This window comes from Persicimonas caeni (genome assembly GCF_006517175.1).
Taxonomy (GTDB): Bacteria; Myxococcota_A; Bradymonadia; order Bradymonadales; family Bradymonadaceae; genus Persicimonas; species Persicimonas caeni.
The window spans coordinates 729418-747193 of the sequence record NZ_CP041186.1; the positions used below are offsets into that span (position 1 = coordinate 729418).

Annotated in this window: 9 protein-coding genes; 5 read left to right on the forward strand and 4 right to left on the reverse strand. The window is 64.8% G+C overall.

The window, feature by feature from the left end:
• Positions 1-406 precede the first annotated feature (406 nt).
• The 3 genes from FIV42_RS02780 to FIV42_RS02790 all read left to right on the forward strand — a co-directional run bounded on the left by FIV42_RS02780 (position 407) and on the right by FIV42_RS02790 (position 12069).
• Positions 407-9655, forward strand: coding sequence for a type I polyketide synthase (locus FIV42_RS02780; RefSeq protein WP_141196199.1), 9249 nt, complete (start codon positions 407-409; stop codon positions 9653-9655).
• 106 nt (positions 9656-9761) lie between these two features.
• Positions 9762-10289: an acetyl-CoA carboxylase biotin carboxyl carrier protein subunit gene (locus FIV42_RS02785; RefSeq protein ID WP_141196200.1), complete on the forward strand. Its 528-nt coding sequence runs from the start codon at positions 9762-9764 to the stop codon at positions 10287-10289.
• Positions 10290-10497: 208 nt separating this feature from the next.
• Positions 10498-12069, forward strand: coding sequence for an acyl-CoA carboxylase subunit beta (locus FIV42_RS02790; RefSeq protein ID WP_141201261.1), 1572 nt, complete (start codon positions 10498-10500; stop codon positions 12067-12069).
• 189 nt (positions 12070-12258) lie between these two features.
• On the opposite strand, the gene FIV42_RS02795 is transcribed toward FIV42_RS02790, so the two are convergent.
• The 3 genes from FIV42_RS02795 to ltrA form a co-directional block, all read right to left on the reverse strand.
• Entirely contained in the window at positions 12259-12786 is a 528-nt protein-coding gene (locus tag FIV42_RS02795; protein WP_141196201.1) for a hypothetical protein, read from the reverse strand.
• A 513-nt stretch (positions 12787-13299) separates the two neighbouring features.
• Positions 13300-13596 carry a group II intron maturase-specific domain-containing protein gene (locus tag FIV42_RS30635; protein WP_222615316.1) on the reverse strand — a complete coding sequence of 99 codons (297 nt, stop codon included), beginning with the start codon at positions 13594-13596 and terminating at the stop codon, positions 13300-13302.
• 13 nt (positions 13597-13609) lie between these two features.
• Positions 13610-14557 (reverse strand): group II intron reverse transcriptase/maturase, encoded by a 948-nt coding sequence (gene ltrA / locus FIV42_RS02800; RefSeq protein ID WP_222615315.1) that lies wholly within the window; start codon positions 14555-14557, stop codon positions 13610-13612.
• A gap of 759 nt (positions 14558-15316) precedes the next feature.
• On the opposite strand from ltrA, the gene FIV42_RS02805 reads away from it, so the two are divergent.
• A complete protein-coding gene (locus FIV42_RS02805) occupies positions 15317-15940 on the forward strand; it encodes a hypothetical protein (RefSeq protein WP_141196202.1) in 624 nt (207 codons plus the stop codon).
• A 4-nt stretch (positions 15941-15944) separates the two neighbouring features.
• Here FIV42_RS02805 and FIV42_RS02810 read toward each other — a convergent pair whose 3' ends face one another.
• Positions 15945-16949, reverse strand: a complete 1005-nt coding sequence (locus FIV42_RS02810; RefSeq protein WP_141196203.1) for an MBL fold metallo-hydrolase — start codon at positions 16947-16949, stop codon at positions 15945-15947.
• Positions 16950-17310: 361 nt separating this feature from the next.
• Between FIV42_RS02810 and FIV42_RS02815 the strand changes: the two genes are divergently transcribed.
• Positions 17311-17739 carry a PilZ domain-containing protein gene (locus FIV42_RS02815; protein ID WP_141196204.1) on the forward strand — a complete coding sequence of 143 codons (429 nt, stop codon included), beginning with the start codon at positions 17311-17313 and terminating at the stop codon, positions 17737-17739.
• The last annotated feature ends 37 nt before the right edge of the window (positions 17740-17776 follow it).

Here is a 17776-nt window from a genome sequence, read left to right on the forward strand (position 1 = left end):
CCGCTCGGTAAACCGCACGTTATATGCAAAACTCGCACAACAATGGAGCAAACCTTATCCAACCCAACGACCCAACTGGAGTTCTCCTACACCACCACCTCATCCCTCCTGACTGAACCCTCACTCACCGCGCACGCACGTGGTGACTGAATACTCACTCATCCGGTGACTGAATCTTCACTCATTTTTCTTCTGACCAGCGGGTCACTTTTGTTGAAATCCAGACAGGGGATTCGCCTTGCGTAACCTTGATTATTCCGCTATTGCCTTTCTAGGTTTGCAGACATGCACCGCACGAAAAGAGACGCCTTTCAACTGAATCGGCGTTCATTTTCTTTGCAGACAACACAGGCACGAGAGATAGACGACGCCCCCCATAGGGCGCCAAAAAGCCACAGGAAGCGACATGACACGTAAGTCTCGTTCCGAGCAAATCGACGGCCGCAAGGCGATTGCGATCGTCGGAATCGGGGCCCGGATGCCCAAAGCGCAAAGCGCGCCGGCGTTCTGGCAGAACATCCTCGACGGCGTCTACGCCATCGAGGAGGTGCCTCGCGATCGTTGGAATCCCGACCTGTACTTCGACGCCGACCGCGACGCCCCCGACAAGACCTACAGCAAAATTGGCGGCTGGATCACCGACTTCGAATTCGGCCGCAAGAAGTATCGCCTTCCGCCGTTGGTCGTGCGCAGCATGGATCCCACCCAGACGCTTTGCCTGGAGGCGGTCCACGAAGCGCTCGACGACTCGGGCTATCTCGACAAGGACTTCGACCGCGAGCGTTGCGCCGTCATCCTGGGCAACGCCATGGGCGGCGACCTGCGCGACCGCACCAACCTGCGCGCTTTTTATGCCGAGATCGAAGAAGCGGTGCGCATGACGCTCCTCGAAACGGCGCGCGGCCAGCTCGACGACACCAAGATCGAACAGATCGTCGACACCCTCGAGAAGAGGTTCAAAGACGAACTCCCCCCCATCACCGAAGACGCGATGCCCGGCGAGTTGGCCAACGTGGTCGCCGGACGCGTGGCCGCGCTGTTCAACCTGCGCGGGCCCAACTTCGTGACTGACGCGGCGTGCGCGTCGAGCCTGGCGGCCGTCGAAGCGGCCATCCGCGGCCTGCAAACCGGCCAATTCGACATGGCCGTCTCGGGCGGCGTCGACCGCTGCATGGGCGCGCCCACCTTCGTCAAATTCGCCAAAATCGGCGCTCTCAGCCCCGACGGCTCGCGGCCCTTCGACGCCGACGCCAACGGCTTTGTCATGGGCGAAGGCGGCGGCGCAGTCATCCTCAAGCGTCTCGAAGACGCCGAGCGCGACGGCGACAAAATCTATGCCGTCATTCGCGGGGTAGGAAGCTCCTCGGACGGCAAGGGCAAAGGCATCACCGCGCCCAACCCGATTGGCCAGAAGCTGTCGGTGCGGCGCGCTTACGAAGAAGCAGGCTACGGGCCTAAGTCCGTCTCGCTCTTCGAGGCCCACGGCACCTCGACGCCTGTGGGCGACCCGGTCGAGGCCAACAGCCTGCTGAGCGTCCTCGGTGAAGACGACGGCCCGCTGGGCGCCGACAAAATCGGACTGGGCAGCGTCAAGTCGATGATCGGCCACCTCAAGGCCGGCGCCGGCGCAGCCAGCATGGTCAAGGTCGCCTTCGCCCTCAAGCACCGCATCTTGCCGCCCACGCTCAACGTCGAGACGCCCAACCCGCGCATCGAAATGCAGGGCACCCCGCTTCGGCTTCAGACCGAGGCCGAGCCCTGGGAAGTGCGCGACGGCATGCTTCGGCGCGCCGGCGTCAGCGCCTTTGGCTTCGGCGGCACCAACTTTCACGTAACCCTCGAGGAGTACGATCCCGAGGGCAGCACTGGCGGCACGTTCGTCAGCCATAACTCTAATAAGCAGACGACCCCAACCGGGGCTGGCGCCCAGGCAGGCGCGAACACCGCGCCTGCCGGCCACGCCTCGAAGGCAGATAACCAAGTGCATTCCGACGGCATTTTGATGTTCGCCGGCGACTCGGAGGCCGACGTCCAGTCGCACTTCGAGTCCTTTGCCGCAGACTTCGACTCCGACGGCCTCTCGGCGACCCGCTCGTGGCGACTCGGCCTGGAGAACCCGTCTGTCGCCCTGCCGGAAGGCGCCGCGCGCCTGGCTGTCAGCTACGACTCCGAAGACGGACTCGCCAAGAAGATCAGCCGCATCCGGCGCGCCTTCGAGCGCGGCCGCGGCTGGAAGATTCTGGCCAACCAGGGGATCTTTCTGAGCGGCGAGAACGCCGACGGACGCCTCGCCATGCTCTTCCCCGGCCAAGGCGCTCAATACGTGGGCATGCTCGGTGAGCTTCGCACCCGTTTCCCGGTCATCCAGGAGACGTTCGACGAAGCCGACCGCATCATGGAACCGATCTTGGGGCGCAAGCTCACCTCGATCATCTTCCCCGAGGGCACCGACCTGAGCGACGACGAGGCCAACGAGCTGCTTCGCCAGACCGAGGTGACCCAGCCGGCCGTGCTCACCGTCAACATCGCCCTTCTGCGCCTCTTCGAACAGTTCGGCATCCAGCCCGACCTGGTCGCCGGCCACAGCCTCGGCGAGTACGGCGCTTGCATGGCCGCCGGCGTGATGTCCTTCGAAGACGCACTTCGCACCGTCGCCGCCCGCGGCACCCAGATGGCCAAAGCCACGCCGATGAACGGCGACAACGGCTTGATGGCCAGCATCTCCGCGCCCATCGAAGAAGTCGAAGCGACCCTCGCCAAGGTCGACGGCTACGTGGTCTGCGCGAACAAAAACTGCCCCAAGCAGACCATCATCGCCGGCCTGACCGACGCGGTCCAAAAGGCCGTCGAGCTCTTCGAAGAGCAGGGACATATGGTCCACATGCTCAACGTGAGCCACGCCTTCCATACCAAGGTCGTCGCCGCGGCGAGCGAGCCGCTTCGCGAGCACCTCGACACGGTTGACATTCACACCCCGAAGGTGCCGATTCTGACCAACGTCACCGGCGACTTCTACCCCACGGATCCCAACGAGATCCGCGACCTTCTGGCCGAGCAGCTCGCCTCGCCAGTCGAGTACATCAAGCTGCTCGAGAATATGTACGAGGCCGGCGCCCGCGTCTTCGTCGAGGTGGGCCCCAAGCGCGCCCAGACGACGTTCGTCGACGCCACGCTGCGCGACCGCGACCACCTGTCGACTTACACGAACCACCCGAAAGAAGGCGGCGTCGCCTCGCTCAACAACGCCCTCGCACAACTGTGGGCGCACGGCGTGTGGCAGCGTTGCCGTCGCGTACAGGGCGGGGTCACCGAATCGCAGCCCGAGCAAGCCGCCGCACCCACTGCTTCGCATAGCCGCGACGAGATCCTGAGCACCATGCTCCAGGTCCTGTGCGACAAGACCGGTTACGACCCCGACGAAATCGAGTTCGACTTCGAACTCGAGGCCGACTTGGGCATCGACACCGTCAAGCAGGCCGAGATCATGGCCGACGTCCGCGAGGGCTTCAGCCTCCCCAAGGACGAAGACTTCCGCCTCGCCGACTACCCCACGCTCGACCGTATGGCCGACTACGTGGAGCAGAAGCTCGCCGAGGCCGGACCCGCAGCCGAGCCTTTGGAGCCAGGGCCCGCAGCCGAGCCTTTGGAGCCAGGGCATCTTGCCCTGGAGCGAGAGCCAGATGCACTCGCACCGAAACAAGATGCACTCGCACCGAACAACGCACCCGCTGCTTCGCATAGCCGCGACGAAATCCTGAGCACCATGCTCGGCGTCCTGTGCGACAAAACCGGCTACGACCCCGACGAAATCGAGTTCGACTTCGAACTCGAGGCCGACCTGGGCATCGACACCGTCAAGCAGGCCGAGATCATGGCCGACGTCCGCGAGGGCTTCAGCCTCCCCAAGGACGAAGACTTCCGCCTGGCCGACTACCCCACGCTCGACCGCATGGCCGACTACGTGGAGCAGAAGCTCGCCGAGGCCGGACAGCCCGCCCCGTCTTCGGAGGCAGGGCCCGCAGCCGAGCCTTTGGAGCCAGGGCATCTTGCCCACTCTTTGGAGGCAGGGCATCTTGCCCTGGAAACAGACCAAGATGGTCTGTCTCCAAATCGAACAGACCAAGATGGTCTGCCTCCAAAGCAAGCCGCCGCCCCCGCTGCTTCGCACAGCCGCGACGAAATCCTGAGCACCATGCTCGGGGTCCTGTGCGACAAGACCGGCTACGACCCCGACGAAATCGAGTTCGACTTCGAACTTGAGGCCGACCTGGGCATCGACACCGTCAAGCAGGCCGAGATCATGGCCGACGTCCGCGAGGGCTTCGCGCTCCCCAAAGACGAGGACTTCCGGCTGGCCGACTACCCCACGCTCGCCCGCATGGCCGACTACGTGGAGCAAAAGCTCGCCGAAGCACCGGCCGAAAGCCAGCGCGACGTCGTCGTCGAGGCTCCGCGCGCCGAAGCTGCACGCCAGACCACCGAGGGAGCGACTGAGCACCTCCCCGCCTCGTCGCCCACGCGCAAGTACGAGCCCGTCCAGCACGATATCGCCGCCAAGGTGAGCATCACCGGCACGGCGCTCGGACTGCCCGGCCTCGAAGACATGTTCGACGAAGAGGCCGTCGACCGCCTGCTCGCCGGCGACAATTTCATCGGTGACATCCCGATGGATGTCCGCCAGGAGATGGTCGACAAGCACATCACTCGCCTTCAGAAGCACAAAGACGGCGGCGGTGAGCTCGTCGCGGTCGAGGACGTCGCCGAGGTCATCAAGCTCGCCGGCCGCGGCGGCGACGACTTCGACCTCGAAGAGTGGGGCATCTCCAAGCGCATGATCGAGCAGCTCGACCGCACCAGCCAATTGGCGATTGCGGCGGGCATCAACGCGCTTCGCGACGCCGGGCTGCCGCTGGTGCCGCGCTACCGCGAGACCCGTAGCGGCAAGAAGCTGACCATCGGCTGGCAGCTCCCCGAGAAGCTCGGCGACGAGACCGGCATCATCTTCGCCTCGGCCTTTGCCGGCGAGGACGCCCTCATCGAGGAGGTCACCAAGCGCTGGACGCAGGAGGACTACCAGTTCAACCACCGCTTCTTGGTGCGCGTGCTGGGCATCGCCAACTCCCGCTTCGCCGAGCTAATCGGCGCGCGCGGTCCGAACACCAAGATCAACAACGCCTGCGCGTCGACCACGACCGCCATGGCGATGGCCGAGGACTGGATCCGCGCCGGGCGCTGCAAGCGAGTGGTCGTCATCAGCGCCGACGACGCCAGCGGCGACACCTTGATGGACTGGGTGGGCAGTGGCTTCTTGGCCACCGGCGCCGCCACCACGCAGGAGAAGGTCGAAGACGCCGCCCTGCCCTTCGACAAACGCCGCCACGGCATGATCATCGGCATGGGTGCCGTCGGCCTGGTCATCGAGGAAGAAGGCCTGGCCGAAGCCCGCGGCGTCGAGCCGCTGGCCGACATCATGGCCACGCACTTCGTCAACAGCGCCTATCACCCCACGCGCCTGCAGGTCGACCACATCGCCGGCGAGGTCGGAAAGCTCATCGAGCGCGCCGAGGGCGACTTCGAGTTCGACCGCAGCGACATCGCCGACAAGACGGTGTTCGTCTCGCACGAGACCTACACCCCGGCACGCGGCGGCAGCGCCGACGCCGAGATCTCGGCCCTGCGCGACAACTTCGGTGACAAAGCCAACAAGATCGTCATCGCCAACACCAAGGGCTTTACCGGCCACGCCATGGGCGCGGGCATCGAGGATGTCCTGGCCATCAAGACGCTCCAGAAGCAGCGCGTGCCGCATATCGCCAACTTCAAAGAGCCCGACCCGAACCTGGGCGACCTTCGCCTGAGCCAGGGCGGCGAGTACGACGTCGACTACGCACTCCGCCTGGCCGCCGGCTTCGGCAGCCAGCTCGCCCTGGCCCTGCTGCGCTTCCGCGCCCGCAATGAAGACCGCGTCTTCGACGAGGTGCGCTACAACCAGTGGCTGGGTGAAGTCAGCGGCTTTGCTCACCCCGAACTTTCGGTCGAGGAGCGCACCCTTCGCCTCGTCGAAGGCCAGCCCGAAGACAACCCGACCCCTCCCGGCGGCGGTGGCGGCAAGCCCGTCGAGCAACCTTCGGAGGCAGCGCTTCCAGCGCTGGAAGCCAGCCCTGGAAGGTCTGCCTCCAAAGCTCCAGCGGCGAGCCCTGCATCCGACGTCGACTCGTCGACCTTCGACCCACGTCCCATCGTCGTCGAGGCGCACACCGCCGCGGCCTACGACCTCATCGAGATGCAAGGGCGACTGTCGGGTAAGAACGTCGTCATTCTGGGCGGCCCGATGCTCGTGACCAACACGATGCGCCGCGCCGCCGAGCGCTGCGGCGCCACGGTGCACGTCATCGAGGACAGCGCGAACCGCAGCCCGCTCGACACCAACGAAGACACCGTCTGCAACTTGCTCGACGAAGAGGCCATCGCGCGTGAGTTCGACGCCATCGGACAGGTCGACGGCATCATCAACCTGCTCGGCTACGGCCGCGAGACCGACGACGCCGACGCCGTCTACCGCGCCGCACGGGCGACCTATCATGTCGCGCGCGCCTGGCAGACGCACCTGAATGCTCAGCCTTCGGGCGACCAGCTCTTCGTGTCGGTCACCGGCATGGGCGGACGCCTCGGCTTCGACCGGTCGACCACCCCGCTGCCCCTTTGCGGCTCGGTGTGCGGCCTGACCAAGTCGCTCGGCCGCGAGTGGAAGGACGCCGCGGTGCGCGTGGTCGACGTCGCACGCGAGGGCTTCTACCCCGAGCTCGGCCTGCAGATTCTGTCGGAGGCTTGGGCCGACGCCCCGTCGCTCGAGCTCGGCCTCATCGGCGGCGTGCGCTACGTGCCGGTCATCGTCGACGCCGAAGCCCTCGCCGGCCACGGCTCGACCAACGCCTACGCGCCCACCAAAGACTCGGTCATCGCCGTCATCGGCGGCGCCAAGGGCATCACCGCCGAGGTGGCGGTCGACCTGGCCGAGCGCTTCGGCTGCAAGCTCGCGCTCGTGGGTCGCTCCGAGCTGACCCACCCCAACCCGCTCGGCATCGATCTCGACGCCGAAAAGGAGAAGGCCAAGGGACGCATCGCCGCTCGCGGTGAGCGCGTCACCCCGGTCAAGGTCAAGCAGGAGCTCAAGCCGCTTCGCTCCCAGATCACCATCGCTCAGAACCTCGAGCGCATTCGCAAGGCAGGCGCTCAGGTCGACTACTTCTCGTGCGACGTGGCCGACCTCGACAGCGTCGAAGTCCTCTTCGACCGCATCGAGTCGCGCTTCGGCTCGGTCGACGGCGTCATCCACGCCGCCGGCGTCGAGGAGAGCAAGCTTCTGGCCGACAAGGACGTCGAGAGCTTCGACCGCGTCTTCCGCGGCAAGGCCCTCGGCGGGCTGAACCTGTGGACCGCGCTGAGCAAGCGCGACCCCGAGTTCTTCATCGCCTTCTCGTCGGTCGCCGGCCGCTTCGGCAACGAAGGCCAGGTCGACTACAGCGCGGCCAACGAGGTGCTGAACAAGCTCGTCGCCCAGATCAACGCATCGGGCGCGGCCAAGGCGCTCACCATCGACTGGACCGCCTGGGGCGAGGTCGGCATGGCCACCCACGGCTCGATGGCGACCATCCTCGAGGCGCGCGGCGTCGAATTCCTGCCGCCGCATATCGGCGCGCCCATCGTCGGCGACGCCATGGAACGCGGGCTGACCGGCGAATACCTGGTCGCCGGCGAGCTCGGCGAGATGGCCGGCGAAGCCGTGCTCGAGCGCTCGGCGCTCACCGGCGAGCAGGTCTTGGAGACCAACGAGATGGTCTTCGTCGACCGCATCGCCGAGCAGGACGCCGACCACGTGGTCGTCGAGCGGGTCTTCGACCCCGAGCGCGACTACTTCCTCAACGACCATGTCTACCAGGGCGTGCCGGTGCTTCCGGGCGTCATGGGCTACGAGTTCATGGTCGAGACCGCCAACCAACTGGTCGACGGCGACGTCCTCGAGCTTCGCGACGTCAAATTCGAGCGCGCCGTCAAATTCCACCACGGCGAGCCGCTGCGCCTCATCGCGACCGCCGAGGTCGCCGAGCGCGCCGCCAAGCACGCCACCGTGGACGTCAAACTCGAGACCGTGCGCGAGGCCAAGACCGGCCGCACGCTGCGCAAGCAGCACTTCACCGCACGCGTGACCATCGGCAGCGGCCAGACAACCCGGCCCCAGCCGATCGTCCTCGACCCGACCGCCGAATTCGAGGCCGGGCCCCACAAGCTCGACATCTACCGGCGCTACTTCCACACCGGCTGCTTCCAGGTGCTCGAAGAAGTGCCGCACGTCGGCGAGAAGGTCGTCATCGGCTACGGACGAAAGCCCACCGGCCGACTGACCGCCTCCCAAAACGGCCACGTCTTCGTGACCGACCCGATGGTGCGCGAGATGGCGCTGCAGACCGCCGGTCTGTGGGGCATGAAGAATAACGCGCTCAGCTACCTGCCGCTGGCCATCGGCCGCTCCATGCAATTCGGCGTCGCCCAGCCCGGCGAAGGCATCTGCATTCGCTGCCGCCACCGCGACGACGCCTCCGAGCACGCCATCGCCTTCGACGTCGAGATCCTGACCCAGGACGGACGTCTGCTGCAGGTCATGGAGAAGGTCGAGCTCATCGGCCACAGCGTGCTCGCCGAAGACGAGCAGTTCGGCGACTTCGAGTTGCGACGCATCACCACCCGCCGGCTGAGCTTCCCGGAGGCCGAGCTTCTGGTGAACGACCTCGGCCTCGACATCGACGACGTCCTCGCCGACAGCGAGCGCGGCGCTTACGAGCGCCTGCGAAGCGAGACGCGCCGCGCCGAATGGCTCGCCGCGCGTGTGGCCGCCAAGGACCTGGTGAGCTGCCACCTCCGCAACTTCTTCGGCGTGCGCCCGGCCCTGGCCGACATCGTCATCGCCAAAGACGAGCACGGCGCCCCTTATGTCGAGCTTCGCGGCGACGCCCCGACGCAGCTTTCGGGGGTAACGTTGCCCAATATCAGCATCACGCACTCCAACGGCGTGGCCATCGCCGCGCTGGCGGGCCCGAGCCGCGCCGGCAAAGTCGGCGTCGACCTCGAGCTCATCGAGCAGCGCGACGACTCGTTCGCCAAGAACTACTTCTCGGCGACCGAACGCGCGCTCGAACTGCCCGACGTCAACGCGTCGGGCGACGCCCGCTCGGTGCTGCTGACGACGCTTTGGAGCGTCAAAGAATCCGTGAGCAAGGCGCTCGGCCTGGGCCTGCACCTGAACACCGGTGAGGTCAGCGTCGAGGGGCTCGAGGCCCGCGGCGACACCATCGTCGCCGACGTCGCCCTGAGCGGCCGCGCCCAGGAGGCGTTCGACGCGCTGTCGGGCACGGGCCTGGAAGTGCGCGCCGAGGTCGACGGCACCTTCGCCTTCGCCAGCGCCTGGCTCGAGTTGGGCGGCGAGGCGACTCAGACGGCGCCGACTGCCGAGCCCCAGGCCAAGTCGTCCGATGTTCCCGAAAGCTGGGTCGACGTGGCGGCGGTGGCAGCTCTCTTGAAGCACAAAGGACTCTTGGAGCGCGCCGACTTGGGCGAGTCGAAGGTCCGAGGAGAGAAACTCTCGCCTTGGAAGCAGTGAGGCCAGCATTTGGAGGCAGCGCTTCTGGCGCTGGAAATTTCGGAGGCAGCGCTTCTAGCGCTGGTCCAGACCTCGAAGGTCTGCCTCCTAAAGAACGGGACGAACGATGATTTACTTAGTCGAAATCGAAGGTCAGGAAGACCTCAAGGTCGAGCTGTCCGAGACCAAACGCGGCGTATGGACCGCCTCGGTGGGCGACGGCGAGCACGGCCGCTCCGTCGACCTCGAGATGCGCGGCCGCGCAAGTGACGGCGCCTATCTGTTTGCCATCGGCGGTCAGGTAAGAAAGTTCCACCTCGATAAGAACTGCACCAAGTACTTGCTCGACGACGGCGAGAAGGTCTCGCGCTTCCAGGTCGAACGTGCCGGCGAAGTGGTCCTCGACCACGACCGCATGTACGACACCGAGTGGGAAGTGCATATCGAGACCCTCGAGAGCAACATCACGGGCATCGTGCTCGAGGTGCTCGTCGAGCCGGGCCAGAAGGTCAAAGAGGACGAACCCGTCGTCATCGTCGAGGCGATGAAGATGGAGAATACTCTGACCGCCCCGATGGATGGCGTCGTCAAAGGTGTGCGCGTCGAGCCGGGTCAGACCGTGTATGCGGGCGATGCGCTCGTGACGTTTGAGTAGCGAAAGAGGTTCGTGAATCGAGCGCTATTTGCGCGGACAAACTACGATTTGAGGGTCGTTTCATTGCGGCTCTTGTGACGAACCAGGCAACACCCAAATTGTAGTTCAGCGCGTAGTTCAGCGCCCCAAATAGCGGGCGTCGCGAACCAAGAGCACCTCCATAAAGGAATGCAACCCCCAAGCGGGAGCCGAAGATATGAGCACCGACATGAACCTTGGACAGACGTCGAGCGAACAGAAGGCTGAGGAGCCGAAGGCCGAGCAGGCCGAGCAGCCCAAACAGCCCAAGCCCGACCAACGCGAAGCCATCGTCGAGAACCGCCGCAAGGTCAGCGTGGCCCACGCGCGCCTCGAGCGCCTCTTCGACGACGGCACCATGGAGGAGATCGGCGGCGAGGTGACCCACCGCGTGCACGACTTCGGCCTACAGGACAAGCAGGCCCCCGGCGACGGCGTCGTCACCGCCTGCGGCTTGGTCGACGGCCGGCCCGTCTACGCCTTCGCCCAGGACCGCACGGTCCTCGGCGGCAGCCTCGGCCAAGCCCACGCCCAAAAGATCACGCGCCTCCAAGACCTGGCCATCCGCGCCGGCGCCCCGCTCATCGCCATCAACGACTCGGGCGGCGCGCGCATCCAAGAGGGCGTCGACGCGCTGGGCGGCTACGGCGAGATCTTTCGCCGCAACGTCCAGGCCTCGGGCGTCATCCCCCAGATCAGCCTCATCGCCGGCCCCTGCGCCGGCGGCGCGGTCTACTCGCCGGCCCTGACCGACTTCGTCGGCATGGTCGAGGGCTCGAGCTTCATGTTTTTGACCGGCCCCAAGGTCGTCAAAACGGTGACCTTCGAGGACATCACCGTCGAGGAACTCGGCGGCGCGACGACCCACGCCTTCAAGACCGGCGTGGCCCACTTCGCCTGGAAAAACGATGTCGAGGCGATCGACAACGTGCGCAAGCTCCTGAGCTACCTGCCGTCGAATAACCGCGAGCACGCCCCCTTCGTCGAGCCCGAAGACGACGTCGAGCGCATGGACCCCGCGTTCCACGAGATCGTGCCCGACGACACCAGCCAGCCCTACGACGTGCGCAAGCTCGTCAACCTGGTGGTCGACAAGGAGAGCTTCTTCGAGGTGCACCAGCACTGGGCCAAAAACGTCGTCGTCGGCTTCGGCCGCCTGGGCGGCCACGTCGTCGGCATCATCGCCAACCAGCCCGCCGAGCTCGCCGGCGTCCTCGACATCGACGCCAGCCGCAAGGCCTCGCGGTTCATCCGCACGTGCAACGGCTTCCACATCCCGATCATCAGCCTCGTCGACGTCCCCGGCTTCTTGCCCGGCCGCCAGCAAGAGCACGCCGGCGTCATCGACCACGGCGCCAAGCTCCTATACGCCTACTGTGAAGCGACCGTCCCCAAGCTGTCGGTTATCGTGCGCAAGTCGTACGGCGGCGCCTACATCGTCATGAGCTCGAAGCACGTCGGCGGCGACATCAACCTGGCCTGGCCCCACGCCGAAATCGCGGTCATGGGCGCCAAGGGCGCGGTCGAAATCCTCAACCGCCGCGACATCGCCGCCGCCGACGACCCGGACGCCAAAAAAGACGAGCTCATCGGCGAGTACGAGGAGAAATTCCTCAACCCGTCCATCGCCGCCCAACGCGGCTACCTCGACGCGGTCATCGAGCCCCACGAAACGCGCCGCAAGCTGTACCGCTACCTGCGCGTGCTGATGAACAAGCGCGAGTGGATGCCGCCCAAGCGCCACGGCAATATCCCGGTCTAAACTCGGCGGAAGCGCCGACTTTGGAGGCAGACCTTCGAGGTCTGGACCCAGCGCTGCTAGCGCTGTCTCCACAACAAATCCAGGCATAACCCTAATCGGCATAACCCTAACAAGAGAGCCGCCCCCGACTCTGTCGGTGGGCGGCTTTTTTGGTTATCCGCTCGGATCTGGTGAACGCCCTCTCATGCGTCATGAAAAGCGCCGCCAGGCGAGCAGGCCCAGGGCCACACCCACGGCCAGCAAGTCGACCGGCGCCGTCGGCTGGCCCGTCGCGGCACACCCCGAATCGTCGCCGCATTCGACCGTCTGCTCGTTGTACTCGGCGCGGACGTCGAGGACGCCTTCTTGCTCGCCGGCGCTCCAGCCCACCGGAAACTCCACGTAGGTATAAGCCTCGTTGTTCTCCGACGCCGGACGCGTAAAGAGCAGCTCACCCTTGTCGCCTGCCTGAAAGACGACCGGCTCGGCGCAGCTCTCCCCACACTCGAGCTCGACGAACTCCACGGCTTGGTCACACTGGTTGTCGATGGTGACCTCGAGAGTCTCACACGACCCCGGATAGACCTTCACACAGTCGGCCAAACCGCCCCGCTCGACCACCGTGTCACAACTCGCAGGCTGTGAGCAGGCAAAGCTGACTGAGGACGCAAGAACGGTGCCCCCGAAAAAGACGACGCCCCCCGCCCACCAACCACGTCGAAACAGTGTCTTGTTCATGCTGGCACCTTTCTAGTCCGATTTCGCCTAGTCTTGTCCGAGTTCGTCACGCGCCCCCAACTATCGCCGCCCCAAATGTCGAGCGGTGCCGGAAGCTCCCCGTCGCTGATTGCGACTGGTTGCAGTGTCTGCTTGCCTTCTCGCGCTGTCAAATCCGGCAAAACTTGGCGGCCAGCCGATCGACTCTCGGTGGGCAGAAACGTGGCCGAAAACGATCCCATATCTAACTGGGCGCGGGTGCCCGGGCCTTGAAACGCATTCACAGTGGTTCTTCGAGTTTCGGTGCGAGGCCATCTTGCCCTCGTCTGCGAGAGCTGGAAGCACTCGCTCCGAAGACGTTTCGGTGCGGGGGCATCTTGCCCTATTTGTTCGGTGCGGGGGCATCTTGCCCTCGTCTGCGAGAGCTGGAAGCACTCGCTCCGAAGACGGTTCGATAGGGGTAGGGACCCCCGGTTCACCGGGCGCCCCTCCCTCCAAACCGTACGTGCGGATTTCCCGCATACGGCTTTCCAGTCAGCGGGTTCCTTTTCGTAAGGACTCGAGTTCCAGCCGTCGGGCTTCGGCCATAAAGAAAAGCCCGTGGTTGGCAAAATAGGCGTTGGGCCATCGCACATTATCGGTGTGATTGGTGTGGCCCGAGATCTTGAGGCGCTTGCGCAGAATGGCGCGCAGTCGCCTACGGATCTTGCCGTCGAGGCTGTCAAACACGTTGAAATAACTGTGCTTGAAATATTCGTACCATCCGCGGACGGTGCGATTGATCGCCTCGATGATGGTAGCCAAGCTGTGGCCACTGGTGCGCGGGGTCAATTGCCGAATCCGGTCAAAGAAACCTCCGTTTGGCCTTCTTGCTCGGGTACTTGTTCCCGCGCTTGAAGGCGTAGCCCAGAAAGTCGAAACTTCCCTCGGACTCGTCGACGAGTTGGGTCTTCTCCGGATGTAGCGTCAGTTCGTTGGCTTGCACCCACTTTCTGACCACGTCGAGCGCCTTGTCGGCCTGCTCTTTGTCCCGGCATAGAATCACAAAATCGTCGGCGTAACGCACCATCTCAAACCCTTGCTCTTCCATCAGGTGGTCGAGCGGATCGAGAAAGATATTTGCCAGGAGCGGGCTAATCACACCGCCCTGTGGCGTGCCTCTGTGGGGCTTTTGGCTTTCCCCTTGGTCGACGACCTCGCAGGTAAGAAAGGCATTGATGAGCTCGAGAATGCGTCCGTCTGAGACCTTCTCCTCCACGCGCGCCATGAGCAAATCATGGTCGATCGTGTCGAAGTACCCCTTCAGGTCGGCATCCACCACCCACCGATAACCTTGCTTGAGAAGCCCGTCGACGCGTCGCAGCGCATCTTTGGCTCCCCGTTGAGGTCGAAAGCCGTAGGAATGACGAGCAAAATCTCGCTCGTAAATCGGCTCCAGTACCATCTTGAGCGCCGTCTGGACGATCCGATCCTCTACGGTCGGAATCCCCAGCGGTCGCTTCTCGGCTCGACCCGGCTTGGGTATCCAGGTTCGCCTGACGGCTCGGGGCACATAGGTCCCCTCTTTGAGCACGCGGCTCAGTCGCTTCAGGTTCGACTCGATGTGTCGCTCGTAGTCGGCGATCGTCATCTCGTCGACGCCTGCTGCTCCGTCGTTGGCTTTGACTGCATCCCATGCGCGGATCAGCGTGGCCTCCCGATAGACTTTGTCAATCAGGCTGAACCACTTGCCTCCTTTGACGCCCCTTTCGAGCGCCTCGAGCATCCGGTCGGTCCAGATCGCTGGTTCCACCCATGTCCATTGGGTCGGGGTGTCTTCGACTTGTTTAGTCCCGCAGGACACTGACGTCGATTGGTCTTCCATCGCTCTTTTCCTTCCTGATTCCACTTTCCTGCATCCCTTCGCTCCACCTGCTTTCCCAGGTTTCCTCGCTACTACGAATGCTCTGACTTCTGCCGGCGTCTTTTGACCCGTCGGCAGATCTCCTGGATTCATCTAGACAGCCACTAAGAACCATTCTGTCTCCAACCACCATGCACTCCCATCGCGTCACCGTGTGTTCCTTGGTGCGCGTGGCTTCCTTCGAGCGTACGCTCCTGTTTCGTTCCCTCGAACCGAGCCGTGTCTGTTCGGGGCCGTGGGCTTTGGGGTACGGGTTTTGCCCTTCTCCCGTATCTGTTTTACCGCTCGTCGGCATCCGGGCTTCGCCGACCGCACATAGGCTCGCCGAGTGCCTTTGGCTGAATCGAGTTCGCTTTCGCTACGGACTGGTTCTTCGTTACCTCGGTTGCTTCCCACCCCGCCTCGCGGCGACGCAGTTACCTTCAACTTCGGGGCGGAACTTGCCCCGGATGGACTCTCACCATCGCGCTGTCTAAACTCTCCAGCGCACGTGCGGGGGCATCTTGCCCTCGTCTGCGAGAGCTGGAAGCACTCGCTCCGAAAACCGCCGGCGTCCCATTACAAAAACCGCGTGTTTGAATCGCATATTGGGCTCACCTATAGTCCCCCTGTCGCAACTCATCCCCCATGGTCTCGGAGGGAGCCACCATGCTCGCAGTCCCCAAGAAGTATCTATTCATCGTGGTCAGCGTTTTGTTCGCCGCGGCTCTCACCATCCCCGCCTCGGCGACGGCTTGCAGCTTCCCCCCTCCGAATGAATTCGCCGTCGAAGACGGTCCGGCTCCCAACGATGTCGCGCTGCCCAAAAAGCCCGAACTCTCCGTCGATCTGATCAAACGCGGCCGGGCTCCGGAAGGGAGCCATGCGACCTCGTGCGACGACATCGGCCAGCTCATTTTGCGGGTCGAACCAGTCGAACCGTCCGTCGGCTACGAATTGAAGGTCCTGGGCGGCGAGATGCCGCAGCCGAACTTCTGGATGCCCGACTATTTGGTCGAGTTCGACGCGGACGGCACGTTCCTCGTGACCTGGATCGACGGCAACGACGACGCCCAGGAGGCCTTCGACTTCACCGTCGTCGCCACCCCGGTCGATCGCTGGGGCCGGCGCGGCCCGAGCTCCGACCCACTGCACATCACCCACGCCGGACGAAGCGGCGCAGCCTGCTCGGTCGCCCCGGGTAGCCTCACCGGCTCACCGCAGGCGCCGCTCTCCCTGGCGGTTGTGGTGTCGCTCGCCGCTGGATTGCTCGTCCGCCGAAAACTCGGCTGACACCCTACGAAAGCCCCACACTCCCCCCGGGAAGCGGCACGTGAAACCGATCGCGCGCTCTCTCCTGCTCCCTCACAAGCCCCTGCAAACGCTCGGCGCCCTGGCGCAGCGGCTCGTCGGTCAGGTCGAAGGTGCCCCAGTGCATCGCCGCGAAGTGCGCGGCACCCAGGTCGTCGAAGGCCTGCAGCGACTCCTCGGGGTTCATGTGCTGCGGACGCATGAACCAGCGCGGCTCGTAGGCGCCCACCGGCAGCATGGCGAGCTCGATCTCCGGGTAGACCTCGCCGATGACCTCGAAGCCGCCGAAATAGCCCGAGTCGCCCGCGTGGTACAGCGTGTGCGTCCCCTGCAGCACCCACCCGCCCCACAACGCCTTATTCGTGTCGGCCAGCCCCCGGCGATGCCAGTGCTGGGCGGGCACGAGCGTCGCGTCGACCCCGCCGAAGTCGACCGCAGTCCACCAGTCGACCTCCACCACACGCTCGAACCCGTCGGGAATCACGCTCCCGAGCCCCAGCGGAACGACCACGGTCGTATCCGACCCCTGCTCGGCCGCCAGGCGCTTGAGGCTCGCGCGGTCGAGGTGGTCGTAGTGGCCGTGGGTGATGAGCACCGCGTCGACGTGCGGTAGTTCCTCGACGTCGAACGGCGTGGGCGCCTTTCTGGGCACGAACGCGCTCGCCCCTCCGAACACGGGGTCGACGACGGCGCGAAAGCCGTCGAGCTCCACCAAGAAGCTCGCGTGGCCGATCCAGAGCACCTTCGGCGACGGCATCCCGGCGAAGTCGTCGAGCGCGGTGGGGATCGGCTGCAGCGGCTCTTCGCGCTGCTTTTCGTCCGCCCACGGATTCGAGCTCAACTGCCACTTGAGTAGGTCGATGGGGCTGCCGGGGCTGACGTTGCGCCAGGGGTTGAAGAACTTGCCCCCTTCGCAGTGCTCGGCGAAGTAGACGAGGTCGTCGTCTTTGAGGTGGGCGGGCGGTTTGATGATGTGGGTGGTTGGGTTCATGGGAGTGAAGTTAGTGGGTGTTTATAGGTTCGGCAATTTGAGATCCCTTGCTTTTTGCTGGGGCCCCTCCGCCTCGCTTCGCTTCGGCACCTCCCCTAGCGCTGGACAGCGCGCTGGGGAGGGAGATTGCAGGCAAGTGCCTCGGTTCAAACGCGCAATCCCCCTCCCAGGGCCGCCTTTCAGGCCGCGGGGAGGTGCCGGCGAAGCAAAGCTGAGCCGGCGGAGGGGACGCTGCGAGAAGCAAGGGACTACACTCCCCGAGCAAAAAACTTGCCCCTCCCCAATCTCTAGCTAAACTCCACATCGAAGCCAGCTTTTTCGGTGCCAAGGACGGCGCCGCCACAACGACACGGAGTCACCGATGCTTTCCAACGTATTTGAGCGCGCTCTCGCAGACGAAAAGACCAAGCAAAAGTCGATGTCCATCGCCAGCGGCCCCGGCGCCCCGATGTTCGAGCCGGGCCCGACCACCCGGATTCGCCGCGCGCCGGTGCGCGCCATCGCGTCGGTGACCGTCGACGGCGGCCCGCGTGAGATCTTCGGCCAGGTCCTCAACGTCAGCCCCGGCGGCTGCCTGCTCAAGACCGAGGCGACCATGGAGACGGGCACGCTGGTGGACATGAGCATCACCGTCATCGGCGACGGCTTCCGCGCCCGCGTCGACTGCAAGGGCGTGCTGCGCCGCCGCGAGGAGTCGGGCACCCGCAAGCACTACGGCGTCGAGTTTCTGGCGGTCGACTCGCAGGACAAGCAGTCGCTGCAGTGGCTGTACGCCCAGGCGATGCGCTGAGGCGCCACGCCCGTTTACTCAAGGCGCACAAGGGTTT